Source organism: Citrobacter sp. Awk 4, from assembly GCF_028069725.1.
Classification (GTDB): Bacteria; Pseudomonadota; Gammaproteobacteria; order Enterobacterales; family Enterobacteriaceae; genus Citrobacter_D.
Window position 1 is genome coordinate 19,587 of sequence record NZ_JANEWG010000023.1, and the last position, 18,381, is coordinate 37,967.

At 54.2% G+C, this 18,381-nt stretch carries 23 protein-coding genes; 6 read left to right on the plus strand and 17 right to left on the minus strand.

Features of this window, described 5'->3' with window-relative positions; all coding sequences use genetic code 11:
- Positions 1-7 precede the first annotated feature (7 nt).
- Complete coding sequence (nadK, locus tag NNO04_RS11600; RefSeq protein WP_271444776.1) at positions 8-886, minus strand: NAD(+) kinase; 879 nt, start codon at positions 884-886, stop codon at positions 8-10.
- A gap of 122 nt (positions 887-1,008) precedes the next feature.
- Between nadK and grpE the strand changes: the two genes are divergently transcribed.
- A complete protein-coding gene (grpE, locus tag NNO04_RS11605) occupies positions 1,009-1,602 on the plus strand; it encodes a nucleotide exchange factor GrpE (protein ID WP_162382690.1) in 594 nt (197 codons plus the stop codon).
- Positions 1,603-1,661: 59 nt separating this feature from the next.
- Here grpE and NNO04_RS11610 read toward each other — a convergent pair whose 3' ends face one another.
- Positions 1,662-2,948 carry an HlyC/CorC family transporter gene (locus NNO04_RS11610; protein WP_271444821.1) on the minus strand — a complete coding sequence of 429 codons (1,287 nt, stop codon included), beginning with the start codon at positions 2,946-2,948 and terminating at the stop codon, positions 1,662-1,664.
- A gap of 19 nt (positions 2,949-2,967) precedes the next feature.
- A complete protein-coding gene (locus NNO04_RS11615; RefSeq protein WP_271444777.1) occupies positions 2,968-3,759 on the minus strand; it encodes a cytochrome C assembly family protein in 792 nt (263 codons plus the stop codon).
- A gap of 165 nt (positions 3,760-3,924) precedes the next feature.
- Between NNO04_RS11615 and ffh the strand changes: the two genes are divergently transcribed.
- The 5 genes from ffh (at position 3,925) to rplS (ending at position 7,546) form a co-directional block, all read left to right on the plus strand.
- On the plus strand, positions 3,925-5,286 hold the full coding sequence (ffh, locus tag NNO04_RS11620) for a signal recognition particle protein (protein ID WP_271444778.1): 1,362 nt from the start codon (positions 3,925-3,927) through the stop codon (positions 5,284-5,286).
- 254 nt (positions 5,287-5,540) lie between these two features.
- On the plus strand, positions 5,541-5,789 hold the full coding sequence (gene rpsP, locus NNO04_RS11625; protein WP_162382693.1) for a 30S ribosomal protein S16: 249 nt from the start codon (positions 5,541-5,543) through the stop codon (positions 5,787-5,789).
- A gap of 18 nt (positions 5,790-5,807) precedes the next feature.
- Complete coding sequence (gene rimM / locus NNO04_RS11630) at positions 5,808-6,356, plus strand: ribosome maturation factor RimM (RefSeq protein WP_271444822.1); 549 nt, start codon at positions 5,808-5,810, stop codon at positions 6,354-6,356.
- A gap of 30 nt (positions 6,357-6,386) precedes the next feature.
- Positions 6,387-7,154 (plus strand): tRNA (guanosine(37)-N1)-methyltransferase TrmD, encoded by a 768-nt coding sequence (gene trmD, locus NNO04_RS11635; protein WP_162382694.1) that lies wholly within the window; start codon positions 6,387-6,389, stop codon positions 7,152-7,154.
- A gap of 44 nt (positions 7,155-7,198) precedes the next feature.
- The gene (gene rplS / locus NNO04_RS11640) at positions 7,199-7,546 is read left to right on the plus strand and encodes a 50S ribosomal protein L19 (RefSeq protein ID WP_198906340.1); all 348 of its coding nucleotides are present in this window, start codon (positions 7,199-7,201) and stop codon (positions 7,544-7,546) included.
- A gap of 146 nt (positions 7,547-7,692) precedes the next feature.
- Here rplS and NNO04_RS11645 read toward each other — a convergent pair whose 3' ends face one another.
- The 14 genes from NNO04_RS11645 to NNO04_RS11710 form a co-directional block, all read right to left on the minus strand.
- Positions 7,693-7,911 (minus strand): DNA-binding transcriptional regulator, encoded by a 219-nt coding sequence (locus NNO04_RS11645; protein ID WP_072056585.1) that lies wholly within the window; start codon positions 7,909-7,911, stop codon positions 7,693-7,695.
- 77 nt (positions 7,912-7,988) lie between these two features.
- Positions 7,989-9,155, minus strand: a complete 1,167-nt coding sequence (locus NNO04_RS11650) for a phage late control D family protein (RefSeq protein ID WP_271444779.1) — start codon at positions 9,153-9,155, stop codon at positions 7,989-7,991.
- The gene (locus tag NNO04_RS11655) at positions 9,152-9,637 is read right to left on the minus strand and encodes a phage tail protein (protein WP_271444780.1); all 486 of its coding nucleotides are present in this window, start codon (positions 9,635-9,637) and stop codon (positions 9,152-9,154) included. Before NNO04_RS11655 ends, NNO04_RS11650 begins: the two co-directional genes overlap by 4 nt.
- A 12-nt stretch (positions 9,638-9,649) precedes the next feature.
- Positions 9,650-12,091, minus strand: a complete 2,442-nt coding sequence (locus NNO04_RS11660) for a phage tail tape measure protein (RefSeq protein ID WP_271444781.1) — start codon at positions 12,089-12,091, stop codon at positions 9,650-9,652.
- Positions 12,084-12,221, minus strand: a complete 138-nt coding sequence (locus NNO04_RS11665; protein WP_308303393.1) for a GpE family phage tail protein — start codon at positions 12,219-12,221, stop codon at positions 12,084-12,086. The genes NNO04_RS11660 and NNO04_RS11665 overlap by 8 nt, the downstream gene beginning before the upstream one ends.
- Before the next feature lie 14 nt (positions 12,222-12,235).
- Positions 12,236-12,571 (minus strand): phage tail assembly protein, encoded by a 336-nt coding sequence (locus NNO04_RS11670; RefSeq protein WP_271444782.1) that lies wholly within the window; start codon positions 12,569-12,571, stop codon positions 12,236-12,238.
- Positions 12,572-12,633: 62 nt separating this feature from the next.
- Positions 12,634-13,152, minus strand: coding sequence for a phage major tail tube protein (locus tag NNO04_RS11675; protein ID WP_001207674.1), 519 nt, complete (start codon positions 13,150-13,152; stop codon positions 12,634-12,636).
- Positions 13,153-13,167: 15 nt separating this feature from the next.
- Positions 13,168-14,355 (minus strand): phage tail sheath protein, encoded by a 1,188-nt coding sequence (locus tag NNO04_RS11680; protein WP_271444783.1) that lies wholly within the window; start codon positions 14,353-14,355, stop codon positions 13,168-13,170.
- A 131-nt stretch (positions 14,356-14,486) separates the two neighbouring features.
- Positions 14,487-14,912, minus strand: a complete 426-nt coding sequence (locus NNO04_RS11685; RefSeq protein ID WP_271444784.1) for a tail fiber assembly protein — start codon at positions 14,910-14,912, stop codon at positions 14,487-14,489.
- Entirely contained in the window at positions 14,912-15,880 is a 969-nt protein-coding gene (locus NNO04_RS11690) for a phage tail protein (RefSeq protein WP_271444785.1), read from the minus strand. Before NNO04_RS11690 ends, NNO04_RS11685 begins: the two co-directional genes overlap by 1 nt.
- Entirely contained in the window at positions 15,877-16,485 is a 609-nt protein-coding gene (locus tag NNO04_RS11695) for a phage tail protein I (protein ID WP_271444786.1), read from the minus strand. Before NNO04_RS11695 ends, NNO04_RS11690 begins: the two co-directional genes overlap by 4 nt.
- The gene (locus NNO04_RS11700) at positions 16,478-17,386 is read right to left on the minus strand and encodes a baseplate assembly protein (RefSeq protein WP_271444787.1); all 909 of its coding nucleotides are present in this window, start codon (positions 17,384-17,386) and stop codon (positions 16,478-16,480) included. The genes NNO04_RS11695 and NNO04_RS11700 overlap by 8 nt, the downstream gene beginning before the upstream one ends.
- 6 nt (positions 17,387-17,392) lie before the next feature.
- Positions 17,393-17,740 (minus strand): GPW/gp25 family protein, encoded by a 348-nt coding sequence (locus NNO04_RS11705; RefSeq protein ID WP_271444788.1) that lies wholly within the window; start codon positions 17,738-17,740, stop codon positions 17,393-17,395.
- The gene (locus NNO04_RS11710; RefSeq protein ID WP_113788131.1) at positions 17,737-18,372 is read right to left on the minus strand and encodes a phage baseplate assembly protein V; all 636 of its coding nucleotides are present in this window, start codon (positions 18,370-18,372) and stop codon (positions 17,737-17,739) included. The genes NNO04_RS11705 and NNO04_RS11710 overlap by 4 nt, the downstream gene beginning before the upstream one ends.
- Positions 18,373-18,381 lie beyond the last annotated feature (9 nt).

An 18,381-nucleotide genomic window follows, 5' to 3' on the forward strand; every position in this document is an offset into this window, starting at 1 on the left:
TGCAAAATTAGAATAATTTTTTTGACCAGCCCAGCTTGGCGCTTAATGTATTGAAATAGCTGTAATCTTTAGGGTGGATCAAATTAAGGTGGTAATCACAGCGACGAATCAAGACATCTTCTCCTTCCTGTATAGGAAGTGCGATCTGGCTATCGCAGCTGATCTCAAGATCGTTTCGGCGATGCGAAAAACGCAGGCGAATCGTGCTGCTGCTGTTGATGACCAGCGGGCGAGCCGAGAGCGTATGCGGGAACATGGGCACCAGGGTGATCGCGTCCAGCGAGGGGGTCAGAATGGGGCCACCAGCAGAGAGCGAATAGGCCGTGGAACCCGTTGGGGTGGAGATAATCAAGCCATCTGAACGCTGAGAAAACGCAAAAATTTCGTCAATATAGACTTCGAACTCGATCATGTGCGCCACTTTACCAGGGTGCAGAACCACTTCGTTGATGGCGGTACTGATACGTTTCTGGCAGTTTTGTTGGCACACCAGGGCTTCAAGCAGGAAGCGTTTCTCACTGATGTAGTGGCCTTCCAGCACATCGGCTAATTGCTGCAGGGCGTTGTCAGGATCAAGGTCGGTCAGGAATCCGAGGTTACCGCGGTTGATGCCGATAACTTTAATGTCATAGCGCGCGAGGGTGCGTGCCGCGCCGAGCATATTGCCATCGCCGCCGACCACCACGGCGAGGTCAGCCTGTTGACCAATCTCCGCAAGCGTGCCGGTTTGCACATTGTCGAGCTGTAATTCATGGGCGATTTGTTGCTCCACGATGACCTCATAACCTTTGGTGCATAACCAACGGTAGAGCATTTCATGTGTCGTCAGTGCCGTGGGGTGACGTGGATGTCCCACAATGCCAATACACTTGAAATGATTATTCATTTTCTCGAGGTCCTTGTAGCGAAGATTGATGACAATGTGAGTGCTTCCCTTGAATCCCTGAATCTGATCCCCATAATAAGCGAAGTTAGCGAGATGAATGCGAAAAAAACGCGGAGAAATTCATGAGTAGTAAAGAACAGAAAACGCCTGAGGGGCAAGCCCCGGAAGAAATTATCATGGATCAGCACGAAGAAGTTGAGGCGGTTGAATCAGACGCTTCTGCTGAGCAGGTGGATCCGCGCGATGAAAAAATTGCGAATCTGGAAGCTCAGCTTGCTGAAGCCCAGACGCGTGAACGTGACAGCGTGTTGCGTATCAAAGCGGAAATGGAAAACCTGCGCCGCCGTACTGAGCTGGACGTAGAAAAAGCGCACAAGTTTGCGTTGGAAAAATTCGTCAATGAGCTGCTGCCGGTGGTAGATAGCCTGGATCGTGCGCTGGAAGTGGCCGATAAAGCTAACCCGGATATGGCATCTATGGTGGAAGGTATCGAATTAACGCTGAAATCCATGCTGGATGTTGTGCGTAAATTTGGTGTTGAAGTCATTGCTGACGTCAACGTGCCGTTAGATCCGAACGTGCATCAGGCGATTGCCATGGTGGAATCTGAAGAGGTTGCGCCGGGTAATGTACTGGGTGTGATGCAAAAAGGGTATACGCTGAACGGCCGTACCATTCGCGCTGCTATGGTCACCGTGGCGAAAGCGAAGGGCTAATCTGCCTCTGATAGTGCCGGGTGGCGGTTGACGCCTTACCCGGCCTACAACTCCTGGCCTTATTCCGCGACACTTTCCCGCAGCGGTTTTACCGGTAATACCTGCACCTGTTTAATCATATTGTCCTGCACGTCGAGAATATCGATATCGTACTGACCGATACGTACGCGGGTACCCGCTATCGGGATCTCTTCCAGCGCTTCCAGGATTATACCGTTTACCGTCCGGGCATCGTCTTCGGGGAGGTGCCAGTTAAACGCTTTGTTGATTTCGCGAACGTTGGCGCTACCGTCAATGATCACCGAACCGTCATTTTGCGGCGTTACTTCTTCTGCCAGGGTCGGGGACATGGAGGTCGTGAAGTCGCCGACAATTTCTTCCAGAATGTCTTCAACCGTTACCAGCCCCTGAATATCGCCGTATTCGTTGACCACCAGACCGACTTTCTTTTTATTACGCTGAAATTTTACCAGCTGTGTACTGAGCGGTGTTCCTTCCGGGACGTAGTAGATTTCATCGGCAGCGCGCAGCATTGTTTCTTTGGTGAACTCTTTCTTTTCCGACATCAGTCGCCAGGCTTCACGAACCCGCAGCATGCTGATGGCATCATCCAGTGACTCGCGATAGAGCACGATGCGCCCGTGCGGCGAGTGCGAAAGCTGGCGCACAATTGACTTCCAGTCATCGTTGATGTCGATTCCGATAATTTCGTTGCGCGGAACCATAATGTCGTCGACGCTGACCTTCTCCAGATCCAGCACCGACAGCAGCATATCCTGATTGCGGCGGGAAATTTGCGAGCGCGATTCGTTCACGAGGGTCCGCAGCTCATCTTTGCTCAGCGAACTACTTATAACAATATCCGTTTTGATGCCCATCAGACGCATCAGCAGACGGGTAATGGTGTTGAGTAGCCAGACCAGCGGCATCATCAGTATCTGCAACGGAGCAAGCAGGAAGCTGCTTGGATAAGCGACCTTTTCCGGATACAGCGCGGCGATGGTTTTCGGTAAGACTTCTGCGAACACCAGCACCACAAACGTTAACACGCCGGTGGCAATCGCGACGCCAGCATCGCCGTACAGCCGCATACCAACAATCGTGCCGAGCGCCGACGCCAGAATATTCACCAGGTTATTGCCGATCAGCACCAGACTTATTAAACGGTCCGGCTTGCGCAGCAATTTTTCCACGCGTTTTGCAGGGCGGTTGCCTTGTTTGGCCAGATGGCGAAGACGGTAGCGGTTCAGCGTCATCATTCCGGTTTCGGAGCCGGAAAAATAGGCTGAGATAACCACCATGATGATCAGCGTGATGATCAGCGTGGTGGTGGAAATATGTTCCAGGGGAAACTCCTTAGATGGTTTAGCTTACAAACTGCTGCAATACACGGCTGCCAAAATAGGCCATCGTCAGAATGCCTGCGCCGGCAACGTTAAACCAGACGACACGGCGTCCGCGCCAGCCTTCATGGTAATGCCCCCACAACAAGACGATATAGACAAACCATGCCACGATGGAGAGCACGGCCTTGTCGATATTCTCCATGCTGAACAGGTTATGCATGTAAAACAGACCGGTACAGAGGGTTAACGTCAGCAGTACGACGCCAATTTGTGTGATGTGAAACATTTTGCGCTCAATGCTCATCAGCGGCGGCATTTCATTACTGAAGGCCAGCTTTTTGTTCTTCAACTGATAGTCAATCCACGCCAGTTGTAAGGCATACAGCGCAGCAATAATGAGCGTTGCGTAAGAGAACAGCGACAGTCCGATGTGTATCATCATGCCTGGCGTTGCTTCGAGGTGAGTAATGTACTCATTCGGCATGAACGTGGCGAAGGCCAGATTGATTAGCGCAAATGCGTAGACGATTGGCAACAAAAGCCAGCCGCGATTGCGTGAGGCAACAATGGTCATCACTGTGCAGATCATCAGGCTGACCAGCGAGCCAACGTTTAACAGGCTCAGGTTTTGTCCGCTGTCGCCGCCAGGCAGAATGCGGGCTTCCAGCGCGAACGCATGACACACCAGCGCGATGACGGCGGAGAGAATGGCCATACGCCGCCAGCCGCTGTTTTTTTGCAGCAGACCAGGAACGATCAGCGCAAGGCTGATGGAATAGGCGACAAGGGCGAGCAGGGCAAAAACGGGCATATTAAGTGTCGACAGTTGGCCAGTAGGAAGAGAAGCAGTATAGCGTTACGTGACCGCTGCTCCAACCGTTGCATAACAACAAAGACGGCTTCATGTTATACTGCGGCAAAATTCTGTAGATGTGTCGCGCTAGCGACCAACCGTTTCCACCCCAGGCGAGAGACAATGTTTGATAATTTAACCGATCGTTTGTCGCGCACACTGCGCAACATCAGTGGCCGTGGGCGCCTTACTGAAGACAACGTTAAAGAGACGCTGCGCGAAGTGCGCATGGCGCTGCTGGAGGCTGACGTTGCGCTGCCGGTAGTGCGTGAGTTTATCAATCGCGTAAAAGAGAAAGCGGTTGGTCATGAAGTTAACAAGAGCCTGACGCCAGGGCAGGAGTTCGTCAAGATTGTCCGTAACGAACTGGTTGCGGCAATGGGCGAAGAAAACCAGACGTTGAATCTGGCTGCACAACCGCCGGCTGTCGTGTTGATGGCGGGTCTGCAGGGTGCGGGTAAAACGACCAGCGTCGGTAAGCTGGGTAAATTCCTGCGCGAGAAGCACAAGAAGAAAGTGCTGGTTGTCTCTGCCGACGTCTATCGCCCGGCGGCGATCAAACAGCTGGAAACGTTAGCTGAGCAAGTTGGCGTTGATTTCTTCCCGTCGGATGTCGGCCAGAAGCCGGTCGATATCGTTAACGCGGCGCTGAAAGAAGCCAAACTCAAGTTCTACGACGTGCTGCTGGTGGATACCGCCGGTCGTCTGCACGTTGACGAAGCGATGATGGACGAAATCAAACAGGTACACGCCTCGATCAATCCGGTTGAGACCCTGTTTGTGGTTGACGCCATGACCGGTCAGGATGCCGCCAACACAGCGAAAGCGTTTAACGAAGCGCTGCCGTTAACCGGTGTGGTACTGACGAAGGTTGATGGTGACGCCCGTGGCGGTGCGGCACTCTCTATTCGCCATATCACCGGTAAGCCAATTAAGTTCCTCGGTGTCGGTGAGAAGACCGAAGCGCTGGAACCGTTCCATCCGGACCGTATTGCTTCCCGAATTCTCGGCATGGGCGACGTCCTGTCGCTGATCGAAGATATTGAAAGCAAAGTTGACCGTGCGCAGGCTGAGAAACTGGCCAGCAAGCTGAAAAAAGGCGACGGCTTCGATCTGAACGACTTCCTTGAGCAACTGCGTCAGATGAAAAACATGGGCGGAATGGCGAGCCTGATGGGCAAGCTGCCGGGCATGGGGCAGATTCCTGACAACGTCAAATCGCAGATGGATGACAAAGTGCTGGTTCGTATGGAAGCCATCATCAACTCGATGACGCTGAAAGAGCGCGCCAAACCGGAAATCATCAAAGGTTCCCGTAAACGCCGTATCGCCGCCGGTTGTGGCATGCAGGTACAGGACGTTAACCGTCTTCTGAAACAGTTCGACGACATGCAGCGCATGATGAAGAAAATGAAGAAAGGCGGTATGGCGAAAATGATGCGCGGTATGAAGGGGATGATGCCCCCCGGATTCCCTGGCCGCTAATCTTACAGGCCTGGCTTATTTGCCATTTCGGCTCCGGGGTGTGCTCGCCATCCTCACGTACTGCGTGTACGCTCCGGTGGCTGCGCGCACGCCGGCACCGAACTGTCGGTATCGCCGACGGCCTTTTATAGCAGAGTGATTAACTGCTGATTGCAATTTCCCCAAAAATGAGTAAAATTTTCGGGCTTTTAATATGACACCCGGGCCCCGTCCCTCGATGGGGCCCGGGTGTTCTATTCACACAAGAGGATGTTATGGTAACTATTCGTTTAGCTCGTCACGGCGCTAAAAAGCGTCCGTTCTACCAGGTTGTTGTTACTGACAGCCGTAATGCACGTAACGGTCGCTTCATCGAGCGCGTTGGCTTCTTTAACCCAATCGCTAGCGAAAAAGAAGAAGGCACTCGCCTGGATCTGGATCGCATCGCTCACTGGGTTGGCCAGGGCGCGACTATTTCTGATCGCGTAGCTACGCTGATCAAAGAAGCAAACAAAGCAGCTTAATCTGTCACGGTGGTCATGATGAGCAAGCAACTCGCCGCACAAGTACCTGTTGAACCCATTATTTTGGGGAAAATGGGTTCTTCTTACGGTATCCGTGGTTGGCTCAGAGTGTTTTCTTCCACTGAAGACGCCGAAAGCATTTTTGACTATCAGCCCTGGTTTATCCAGAAGGCGGGTCAGTGGCAGCAAGTACAGCTGGAAAGCTGGAAGCACCACAATCAGGATCTGATCATCAAGCTGAAAGGCGTTGACGATCGTGATGCCGCGAATCTGCTGACCAATTGCGAAATTGTCGTGGATTCTTCGCAGTTGCCTGCGCTTGAAGACGGTACCTACTACTGGAAAGACCTGATGGGCTGCCAGGTAGTGACCACTGAAGGCTACGATCTCGGTAAAGTCGTCGATATGATGGAAACCGGATCAAATGACGTCATCGTCATTAAGGCAAACCTGAAAGATGCGTTTGGTATCAAGGAACGTCTTGTGCCGTTCCTCGATGGGCAGGTTATCAAGAAAGTCGATCTCGCTACTCGTACTATCGAAGTAGATTGGGATCCTGGTTTTTAAACCACCGGATAAACGGTAAAAGACGGCGCTATGTGGATTGGCATAATTAGCCTGTTTCCTGAAATGTTCCGCGCAATTACCGATTACGGGGTAACTGGCCGGGCAGTAAAAAATGGCCTGCTGAGCATCCAGAGCTGGAGTCCCCGGGACTTCACGCATGACCGGCACCGTACCGTGGACGATCGTCCTTACGGCGGCGGACCGGGGATGTTAATGATGGTGCAACCCTTGCGGGATGCTATTCATGCAGCAAAAAGCGCGGCGGGTGAAGGCGCAAAGGTGATTTATCTGTCACCTCAGGGACGCAAGCTTGATCAAGCGGGCGTGAGCGAACTGGCAACGAATCAAAAACTGATTCTGGTCTGTGGTCGCTACGAAGGCATAGATGAGCGCGTGATCCAAACCGAAATTGACGAAGAATGGTCAATCGGCGATTACGTTCTCAGTGGTGGTGAGTTACCAGCAATGACGCTGATTGACTCCGTTTCCCGGTTCATTCCGGGGGTTCTGGGTCATGAAGCTTCGGCAACGGAAGATTCTTTTGCCGATGGATTGCTGGACTGTCCACACTATACCCGACCTGAAGTGTTAGAGACGATGGAAGTACCGGCGGTGTTACTGTCGGGGAACCATGCGGAGATACGTCGCTGGCGTTTGAAACAGTCGCTGGGCCGTACCTGGCTTAGAAGACCTGAACTTCTGGAAAACCTGGCTCTGACTGAAGAGCAAGCAAGGTTGCTGGCGGAGTTCAAAACGGAACACGCACAACAGCAACATAAACATGATGGGCAAGCGTAATACGCTCCCGATATATCAGTTTACCCAGGATAAGAGATTAAATTATGAGCAACATTATTAAGCAACTTGAACAAGAGCAGATGAAGCAGGACGTACCTTCCTTCCGTCCGGGTGATACCGTGGAAGTGAAAGTATGGGTTGTTGAAGGTTCCAAAAAACGTCTGCAGGCATTTGAGGGCGTGGTTATCGCTATTCGTAGCCGCGGTCTGCACTCTGCATTCACTGTTCGTAAAATTTCCAACGGCGAAGGCGTTGAGCGTGTCTTCCAGACTCACTCTCCGGTAGTTGACAGCATTTCTGTCAAACGTCGTGGTGCTGTTCGTAAAGCTAAACTGTACTACCTGCGTGAGCGTACTGGTAAGTCTGCTCGTATCAAAGAGCGTCTTAACTAATAACGCGCTTTCGCAACATCCGAAAGCTTGTATAAAACAAGGGGTTAGCGTAATGCTAACCCCTTTTTTATTGCCGATGGCGGCAAATTGGCGACGGAGTTTTACTTGATGGCGGCAGAAGTAAAAAAAAACCTGCCGAAGCAGGTTTAAAGCCAAAGTTGCTGTTGCTGGTTTCTTACAGGGTGGGGCGGGGCAGGCTCAACAGCTCCCGGTTTCATGATGAATCTCGATAGCGTCTCAAAAGTTATAAACGTGCAGCCACAATTAATGTTTTGGCATTGATGATAACGCTCTTTCGTTTCGGTACTAAGGTATCTGCTAGTGCGAGCATGAGCGGCGTTCTGGCATAACGGGCAATGCATCATAATTTTTCCCCTGCTGGCGTGTCTGAGGGAATAATATACTTTAAATTTGCATTTGCAAGTTAAGGTTTGCTTTTTTGCTACTCGCTTTCCTCCGAGCTGTATTCCACGTCAGAAAGCTTAACCTCAAGCTCTAAACCCGTCGTGAAGCCGCCATTACTCAGATTGTGAGTTACCTTACTGATTAGCCAAGATTGCTCGTCTATGACGCGCTTAAAGCCTGATACGCGCACCGGCGTCTCAGGGAACAAGTCAGCTCGACCGAGAGCCAGCGTAATTGAAAATTCCGCAACGCCTCGCTGCAGCTTATCCCACTTAGCCTGAGCGGCGCGCATCGCCTGCGCCTTAGAAGCGTAGACAGTCGTCAGCGCTAGCACGTTATCGGCCTCACCGGCCATATACTCACCCTCGCGCGCCTCCGGCTCTTTTTTGGCCTTTGTCTTTTTGCTAACCGGCTTTGCTTTCGGGTGCTCCAGTGCGCGCAGGTGCTTCTCTTTTGGCTTACGTTTCAGTGTTACTTTCTGCTTTTGCGGCTTCGGGTCTTTGGTGTGCAACCATTTTGCCGTTACGCCGGTATAAGCCCCACGGTCGGCAATGGCAAACTGGTGACGGTCGCCATCGCTGCGGGTCAGCGTCATTTGTGGGACGGGTTTACCGCTGGCCGTCATCGCACTACCGGCTTTCAGAAACAGGAGTTTTCCCGCTTTCACTGACACCGCCGCCCCATTTCGGTCAGCCAGCCGGGTCAGAAATACGGCGTCGGACTCCTGCGACTGGTCGATATGCGGCACCGGTATTTTTTTCAGTGAATCCGCGACACTGGCCGTCAGTTTATTGCGCTTTGCAATGGAGCTGACCAGCTCACCGAGGGTGGTGTCGTGCCATGATTCTTCACGCCGTGAATTGAGCGTTCCGCGAAAATCTGCACTACGCGCCCGAATGGTCAGGGTATCAGGCGCGCCCCGATGCTCAATCTCATCGACCGTGAAATCTCCCTTATTCAGAAGCGCCGAACCCTGCCAGCCAAGCCACAGCGTCAGCACCGCCCCGCGCAGGGGTAACTCGACTTTGCCGTCGGTATCGTCGAGCTCAATGTCAAGCTGGTCAGCCTCGAATCCACGGTTGTCTGTCATGGTGAGAGAAATCAGTCGGTCACTAAAATTGCTGGTAATGTCCTGGCTGTTCAGCGTCAGCATAAATGCCGGTGCAAGACTGGTGCCGGCGTCGATGGTCATGCCCGTAATCATGCGGTCAGCCCTCCGAGCACACCCTGCAGCTTATCGGTCAGATTACCGGCAGAGCCGAGAAGTTCGCCGGCCTGCTTATTCAGGTCGCCAAACATTGCCGTCAGTGATTCGTCGACCCGTTTAAGCGAAAGGGTGAAATCAATCTTTCTGGCCGCGCCGTCGCTGAAAAATTCGGTATGCGTGGTCGAAACCTTATCGACGATATACATCCCGAAGATATTGCCGGTTCCCTCAATAAGCGGCCATGCTCTGCCCTCGTCGGCCATCAGCTCAACAGCAAGCAGGGATATACGACCGCCGGTAATAGCAGGGTAAAGCGTACCGGCAAGCTGGATCGCGTTTTCCCCCTCACCGAGAAACTGATACGCAGGCGGTTTACCCACTCTGTCATTAGACGCCCAGCGATAATCTTTCGAGTATTGCATCGACTGATAAGGCAGGGTGCGGCGTTCAAACACAAACATTCCAAGCGCAAGCATCATCGTTTATTCCTCTCAGTCATGGCCCATACTGGCACGCTGACGCGCACGCTTTTCGCGCTCAATCTGTTCGAGCGTGTCGCGTAGCTGTCTGTCAAGCTGATGCCCCGGCGCAACACCTCCCGGCAGAGTGATGTTGTATTCGCTTTTGCTCTGGTCAATGTAAGAGCGCCCCGCCGGTGCGGTAACTGGCTGATAAGCCTGATAGCCGCCATATGTGCTGGTTGCCGGGATGTAGGAATTACCCTGCGTGGCAGCGTTGGTTTTGGCGGCAGTCTGGTCGAGGCTGTCCGATTCTTTGTTGATGATGCCGAGTTTTTCGAGAAGCCAGTCGACACCGCTGCGCAGCTTGTTAAAAACATTGAGCGGAGCCATCAAGGCAGAGGCCAGTGCCTGACCAAAAATAACGCCGACATTTTTGCAGCTATCAAGCGTCTCCTGCGTGGCCTTGACCGGGGCAATCAGGTCTTTAAACCATTGCCAGACGCCGCGCAGCTTCTCACCGAGTCCGTCAAAGATTGGAGCCAGTGGAGCGAACATTTCCCCGACCGGTGCAAAGGCGCTCATGATGCCCTCAATCACCCCCGAGAAAAATGCGCTGATGGGCTCCCAATATTTGCGGATGAGTAGCGCCCCGGCCACAATCGCCGCACCGACGGCCACAATCGGCCAGGTAATCGCACCGAGCGCTGTCACAATGGCACTACCAGCAACAGTAAAGACCGTACCCAACACGCCAGCAGCGGCGATAATGGCATTTATCCCAGCAATAACCGGCCATGCAACCAGCCCAATAGCGCCAATCACACCGATGAAAGCCAGCGCGCCGGTAACGACTGTAAAAATGGTTTTAGTCAGCTCTGGATTTGCCTTTGTCCACGCCCCTACGGTGCCTAACCACTCTGTAGCCGATGTGGTTAACTTACGCAGCGCAGAATCTTCTTTTTCAAACACTTCAATCTGCAAGTCTTCCCATGCTGACTGAAGGTTTTTTAAATCCCCATCGAGGTTATCGGTTTGAATTTTTGCAATAAGCTCCGTGGTACCGGCAGAGTTCTTTATCTCATTTCGCTTTTTATCAAGAGAACCATCACCAGCAGCAGCAACCAGCTTAATCGCTCCTTTCATCGCCTCTTCACCGAAAATAACTTTCAGGTACTCGCCTTGTTCAGCAGTACCCAGCTTATTTTTAGCAAATGAAAGGTTAATGGCTTTGAGGATTTGCTCCACCGGGAGCATGTTGCCTTTAGAGTCACGGGTTTTAACACCCAACTCGGCGATAGCATCAACGGCTTTACCGAGTGGAGCCTGCAGACGGTTAAAGATGGCGCTCGCCCCCGTTCCCGCCATTGACCCTTTGATGCCGTTATCTGCCAGTATGCCGAGCATTGCGGTAGTATCTTCGATACTTGCCCCCGCCGCCTCAGCTATCGGGGCGACATATTTCATTGCCTCGCCTAACTCAACGAGTCCGGTATTTGATGACGTAAATCCTTTGGTCATCACATCCGCCACCCGCTGGATTTCCGTTGTAGGCAGATTAAATGCCGACTGCATATTCGTGATAATGTCAGCGGCTTCGGCAATATCCACATCTGCGGCAAGACTTAAATTAACTGTTGACCCTGTCGCCGCCAGCACGTCATCAGCCTTATAACCCGAACGCGCTAGTGTAGTTTGTGTACGGGCAACATCACCCGGCGAAAATGCTGTCGTCGCCCCAATATCACGCGCCTGTTTCCTGATTTGTGCGAGTTTTTCATCACCCTTATTCAACCCGAGAATTGCCTGAGTGCCTGACATTTGCTTATCAAAGCCAATACCCGGGGCAATAAAGCGAGATGCACCATAAAGCCCGGCGGTAGCCACCCCTACCCCGGCAGCGCCAGCCGCCCCCACATTACCGGCAAGCTCTTTACCTGATTTATATCGCTCTTTCACCCGGCCTAATTTCGCCTGCTGCGCACTGACGCGCGCCAGTGCCTCACGTTGGCGGTTAAGCTGCGCCGTCGTTTCGCTGATTGAGGTTTTGAGCCGATGCTCATCGGCAGACAAGGTGCGGGTGTTAATACCCGCCTGCATCAGTTCGGAGCGCTGGCGCTGTACCGACGTTCTCAGACTGTTGTATTTCGTCTGCAGCTCAGAGGCGGCACGCTTTGCCGCTTCGAGTGCCTGCGCCTGCGCGCGAGTCGGACTGGTGGTGTTTTTAAACTGCACAGCCAGCTCACCGGCTTCGCGCTTCGCCTTGTCAAGCGCCTGACTGGTCACGGCCAGTTGCGCGCTTGCCTTACGAAAGCCGTCGATTTTCGATGCCTGACCATTCAGGTCACGCAGCCCTTTTTGCGTGTCGCGAATCTCGCCCGACAGGGTTTTACTCGCGGTCTGGATAGATTTAAGCGGTCGGGTCGCCTGGTCGACCGCTTTCAGCAACACCTCAAGTCTCAGGTTATTACTCATTGTGGTTTCCGCTACGCTGTAGCGCCTTTTCGCGCCATGTGATGAGCTCGGTCAGGCTCAGGGAATAGAGCTCTGATGGCGACCAGTGAAATATCACTGCAATATCCGCCATCAGGTCATCGGTCGACAGGTCGGGCGGGAAGTCTACTCCGCCGAAGCCGGTGACAAAAAACCAATCACCTTAGCGGCCAGCGACAGCATATCGGGCAGGTTCATCGCGGTTAGCTCTTGTGTGGTGAGCGCGGGATAGGTCATGCGGGGCAGCACTTTAATCAGCGCATCGACTTCGGACTGCGCAACCGCCGCCAGACTGACGCCGCGCAGGGTACCGGCGTTCGGCTCAATCAGGGTGACTTTATCAATCGTCTGACCGGCGCGCTTAATCGGCTTGTCGAGGGTCACGACGTTCGGGTTTAAGGTGTCAATTTCATTGCCAGCCGTATCAACAAATCCAGCGGTTTTACGTGGTGCTTTTGCCATGATTTTATCTCTGCTCTGAAAGGGGATTAATAACCGGCCAGCCATACTGACCGGTCAGGGAATTACAGCCCGATTGCGCGGCGGTGCTGTTCAAGACGGTCGACGCCGTTCACCTTCTCGACCATGTTGACGGTGTCGATTTCGATGACGTCGCTACCATCAATCGTCAGGCGGTAATAGGTGCAAACGGTCGACAGTTTGGTCGAGGTGTTTTCACCCTGCTTATTTTCGCCGCCGTCGATTTCCTTATGACGGCCACGCATGACCACCTCGACCGCGATGATTTCGCCGGTGTCGTCGCGCTGGTAGGATCCAGCAAAACGCAGCGGCACAGCGTCAGCACCCGGCGCGGCGTACTGCGCCCACAGCGCCACATCAGGCAGGCCACCGACAGACCACTCGACGGTTAACGCATCATCGTCGAGACCGAGGTCAATCGCCGCCGCACCATTCATGCCGCCGCCGCGATAGTTTTCGAGCTTGCGGGTCAGCTTCGGCAGCGTCACGGATTCAACAACGCCCATGTAGCTCAGACCGTCGTTGAACATGTTCAGATATTTGAGTTTGCGGGGTAGTGCCATGTTATTTCAGGCTCCTTAGCTGTTGACCGATTCGGCCAGATTCACCAGATATTTATCGGTGATACGCTGGCGCAGGGTCAGGCTTTCCAGTGGTGGAACCGGTGTATAGTCGTAGTCGATATACAGTTTCCCGGCCTTGAGGGTTTCCTTATCGTTCGATTCCTCGTCGAACCAGCATTCACCGTCCACGATGTAGCCATTTGATTTCAGCTCGCGGAATTTGGCGTTAATACCGTCGACAATGTCACGGATAAGCGATGCGGTGATGGGCTTGTCGACCGCCCACATGTGCGCCTCGGCCATCGTGTCGGCCAGCACCTGCGCGGTGCGGGTGTAGTTCTCAAACAGGAAAAGCGGGTCATCAGAGCAGGTGCGGTTACCCCAGAAGCGGAAACCATCCTTGCGCACCAGCGTCGTGACCCCGGCCTCGTTAAGCAGGTCAGCATCGGTGCCGGATGCCTGCAAATCCCAGAATACTGACGCGCTGATGCCGGTGACACCCTGCACGCCGACGTTAGACAGGGTTTTATGCCAGCCGACAGTCTGGTCGATGTAGGCGCGTAGGCCGAGCGCGCGAGCGGTGGCGTAGGCTGTTGCGGTGGCGTTCGTGGTGGTGTCCCATGCGAGGAAGTCAGGCCAGATGACCATCAGTTCGCGCTGACTGAAATTCTCGCGATAGGCCATCGCTTCGGAAATGGTCTTACAGCCCCATGCGCTGACATAGCCAAAGGCGCGCAGGCTGATACAGACCGATGCGAGTGCGGTTGCGACTTCCTGCGTATCGAGACCCGGCACGCCGAGAATGCGCGGCTTAACGCCGGTGACCGCTTCGGCAGTCAACAGCGCTTTGATACCGGTGTATTTACCGTTCTCATCCGTGCCGCCGATGATGTTAGAAATGGTCTGTGCCTGAGCCGCATCCGGGTCATCGTCGACACCTTCGGCTACGCGCACGACAACGGTGACGGGTTTTGACTGGTCGGCGATAGCCTGCAGGGAGGCAGATAGCGTGCCTTTTTTACCGGCTTTCGCAATAGCGCTCTGCACATTGGTAATCAGTACCGGCTCGTTGAGGGGAAATGTTTCGGCATCCGCATCGCTGGCCGTACAGACCATGCCGACGATTGCGGTTGCTACAGTGGAAATGACGCGAGTGCCGTCGTTAATCTCAAGCACCTGTACGCCGTGGTGAAAATCACTCATCCGGTTAACTCCGTGGTTAGTGGGCGAGTGTTATTGTCCTGGCTGGTCTGGTGAGGGGCTATTTGTCGGCGATGGGTAGGGGATGGCACATAAACAAATCATAAAAAAGACGGGCATCAGCCCGCCTTGCTTTATTCCGGTTTAACCGGCCACTCGATATCCGGTGCCGTTGAGGTGTCAACCGCGTTCAGCGCCTGAATGTATTTCATCCATGCAATCAGACTGGCTTTGTCATCATCGCTGATGATGCCGAGCTGCAGCTCGGTTTGCCACAGACTGATTTTATCCCGTGCCTCGGCAATTAGATTGCTACGCGTTACCTCTGCGCGCTCAATAAGCTCATCAATGGTAGGCGGTGGAATGTCAACCCAGCACGGCAAGCCATCATCACCAGACGCGCGAGTTTTACCCTCCGGGGCATCATTCATAAATTTCTCAGCAAGCACATCATCAATCTCGACGCCATCATCCGGCCATGTACCAGCTTGTTCGTAATCCTCCTTCAGACCTGTAGCATAAAACGCATTTTCTGACGGTGAATAAAAATACGCAGTCATTAGTAGCCTACCCCCCACACGGTCACGGTTGATGTTGATTTGGTATAAGCCGACGCGGCTTTAAACGCGGTTCTGTCAACAATTGCAGCGCTGGTAAATGGAGTGCCGTTGGTTGCATAAATTAATGAATTCGTGAGTGCCTGATTAATCGAAAGGCATGCCGTAGGAAACGCAATCGGCCATGTTGCATCTACTGTCACAAGACTCCCGTCAGAAGACTGAGGTACAGAGATAATCCGCCACTGGATAATCATTTTCTTCTTTGCACCGTTAATCATTGCTGGCACCGAAAGATATCCTGCATTGCTATCAAGCCCCGTAGCGGCTGGCATTGTCGCCCCCGAATCCAGACCAAGATAACTTTGTGCCGCCTGAACAGCAGCATTTCCCGCGTCAGCAATCTCTTTAAGATTGCTGGCGATTTTCAAATATTGAGCATGCGGATTAGCTGCATCCACATGCTTTTTCATCAGGTCATCAGCATAGGCTTTCACCTCAATAACCTTATCGTCAACATACTGGCGCGTTGCCAGCACGACCGACGGGTCAATTTTCAGGGTGATTGCCGACGTGCTCGATACAATCAGAATCATGCGAATGGTCTGCGTGCGACCGCTTCCCTCCTGCAGTTGCGGCTTGTAGGTCTCCGGGCAGTTCGCCACGGCAATCAGGATGCCGTCGTCGTCATAGAGACCAATCTCGCGGATCCAGAAACCACCCTCACTCTCGGGAATAATCTGTTCCGCGATAATCTGGCTGGTATTGGCCGGGTCAACGGTCAGCAGGTTCAGCGGCGCGATGCGCTTCTGGTTAATGAGCTTCGTCTGCGCCGGGTCAGGTGTCGGCAACGTACCATTCGCATCACCGACGGCCATCTGCGTCAGGTTGAGCTTGGTACCGAGTGCCGCCGCGTTCGCCAGCCGCGCCGCGCCCTGATTGGTCAGAATGGCAAAATATTTTGCGGTCATGCGTTCACTCTCAGGTTATCAATCAAATGGATGGCCGAGGCCGGGTAATATTCACCACCGACGACAATTTCCTCGGGGGTATAGGGGTAAACGGTCAGCGCGTCGCCGTCGTAGCATCCCGCGCCGACATACAGCTCGCCGGTTGCACTCAGGCTGATAGCCAGCCCCGTCAGGTGGCGACTTGCCGGTTTGGCGTCTTCAATCAGGCGCTCAAGCTCCTGATACATTTCGTCAGTGATGCCGCTGTCGAGCACGCCGACAACGAGGCGGAATGTGCCTGGCTCCTCGTCGAGCTGCCACCACTCGCGCACCTCAATCAGAAAGCCGAGCGGCTCAACCACCCGACGCAATGCGCTGATGGTGCCTTTGTGCTGATGGACGAAAAACGAGGACGCGCAGACGCTGCGCTTTGTCGCCTCCGGCCATTTCTCATCCCACCGGTCGACCGACAGCGCCCACGCCAGATACGGCAGCAGGTTTACCGGGCAGGTACGCCAGTTCCACAGGGTGCGCAACGGTACCGGCACGCGCTGAATCTCAGAGAGTGCAGCAGTGGCGGCAACTTCCAGCGGCGACGAGCCAACGGGTAACAGCCTGTCACTCATCCGAGCCCCCGATAGTTATCTGGTACTCGGTGCAGTTCGACGCCTGCGACTTACTCAGCACTATGTCGGCCTGCGGTGATGCCAGTTCGACACGCTGCACCCCCTCAACATGCAGCGCCGCGTAAATGGCCGACAGACGGATATCACGCCCGAGCCGGTGCTGCGCGCTGATGTAGCTCTGCAGCTTTTGCTCTGATGCCTGCCTGATTGGCTCAGACTCGGGGCCGGGGTAAACGTAGAGCGTCGCGTCAATCTGGTACTGCACAATCTCGGCTGACTGGACAGTCACCCGGTCAGCCACCGGGCGCACATCTTCGGCATTCAGCGCCTTATCAACAATCGCCAGTAAATCAGGGCTGGCGGTGCCGTCGCCCTCTCGGGATAACACGGTAATCGTCACGCAGGCTGGCGACGGGCTTGCGACCGAAACGTCAGCGACCCGCCCGTCGGCGCTGCGTCCGTGATACTCATATGCGCCGACCGGCCCCGCCACGCTCAAGCCCTCAAACGCCTGTTGCGTGCGCAGTCGCAGGTCAGTATCAGATTCCATAACGGCAGGTGTCGGCGGGATGGTGTTGTCATCCGCCGGGGTGATGGTCAGGCGTTCGGTATTGTTGTTCCCGGCCACGACGTCGAGGTCGTTACCGGCAGAATAGGCCAGCGTCACCGCCTGCGCGGCTTCGTTCACCCGCTGACGCCAGATAACTTCACGGTAGGCGTTTTCCTGCAGCAGCTTAACAATCGGCTCTGACTCAAGCGCCAGTGTCCGGGCAATGGCCTCCTGCTGGTCTTCGGGATAGAGCGAAATCAGTATCGCTTTGCGTTCCGCAAGGATAGTTTCATAGTCCAGTTCCTCAACCACATCGGGAACGGGTAACTGACTCAGGTCAACGGTTGCCATAGTGATTTAACTCAGTGAAACAGTGGTTGAAACTGACGCACCGTTATCGGTACGCATCCCGGTAATATCGACATACATTTCGCCAGCGTCGCCGGTCTCAAAGTTGATGGCGGTAAGCCTGATGCGCGGCTCCCACTTCTGGATAGCCGAATAGCACGCCACCATAATTTGCAGCCTGAGCGCCGGGTTTTGCGGCATATCAATCAGCGCCGACAGAAGCGAGCCATATTCACGGCGCATCACCCGCGAGCCGACAGGCGTCAGCAGAATATCGCGCATGCTCTGGCTGATGTGCTCAGCGTCGCTGATGCCGAGGCCGGTATTTCGGTTCATACCCTGATAGCGCGCCGTCATAACGGTGCCCCCGTTTGCCCGCCGCTGTCGCCCGGGTGTTTATGGGTGTGGAGTACCTTGCCATTAGACGACAGTGACCCGCCGGTATGTTCGATATTGCCGCTCATCTTGCCGCCTTTCTGCACCTCAAGCGTCGCCGTCGTTAGCTTGTTGGTGCAAATCACCTCCGGGGTGTCGAGGGTGATGCTGGTCGAGGCTTTCACCAGTACCAGCGGCACGGTTGCTGTGATGGAATCCGATGCCGTCACGTCGGCAGTTTTGATGCCGCTGACCGTCAGCGCGCCGGTCTCGGGTTCGTACTCAATGACCGCACCATCAGGGAAAGCCACATGCCACGCATCCGCCGAGGCAGACGGGGCGGGGTTATCGTCAGAGAAAATACCCGGCAGCACGAAAGCGGTATCAAGCTCGCCACCGATTGCCAGCAGCAGAACCTGCTCACCGACCGAAGGAGCCCACCACGTCCGCGAACGACCGGCGCGGGTGGTCAGCCAGTTCAGCCATGTAGTCTGGATCCCGCCGCTTTGTACGCGGCACAGCCCCTGCACGGTATCGACCTCAGTCACCACACCTGAGCGGATGAGGTTACGAATCGCGCGCGCGAGCTCCTGTATCGTGGATAACGTATTCATGGTGCAAGG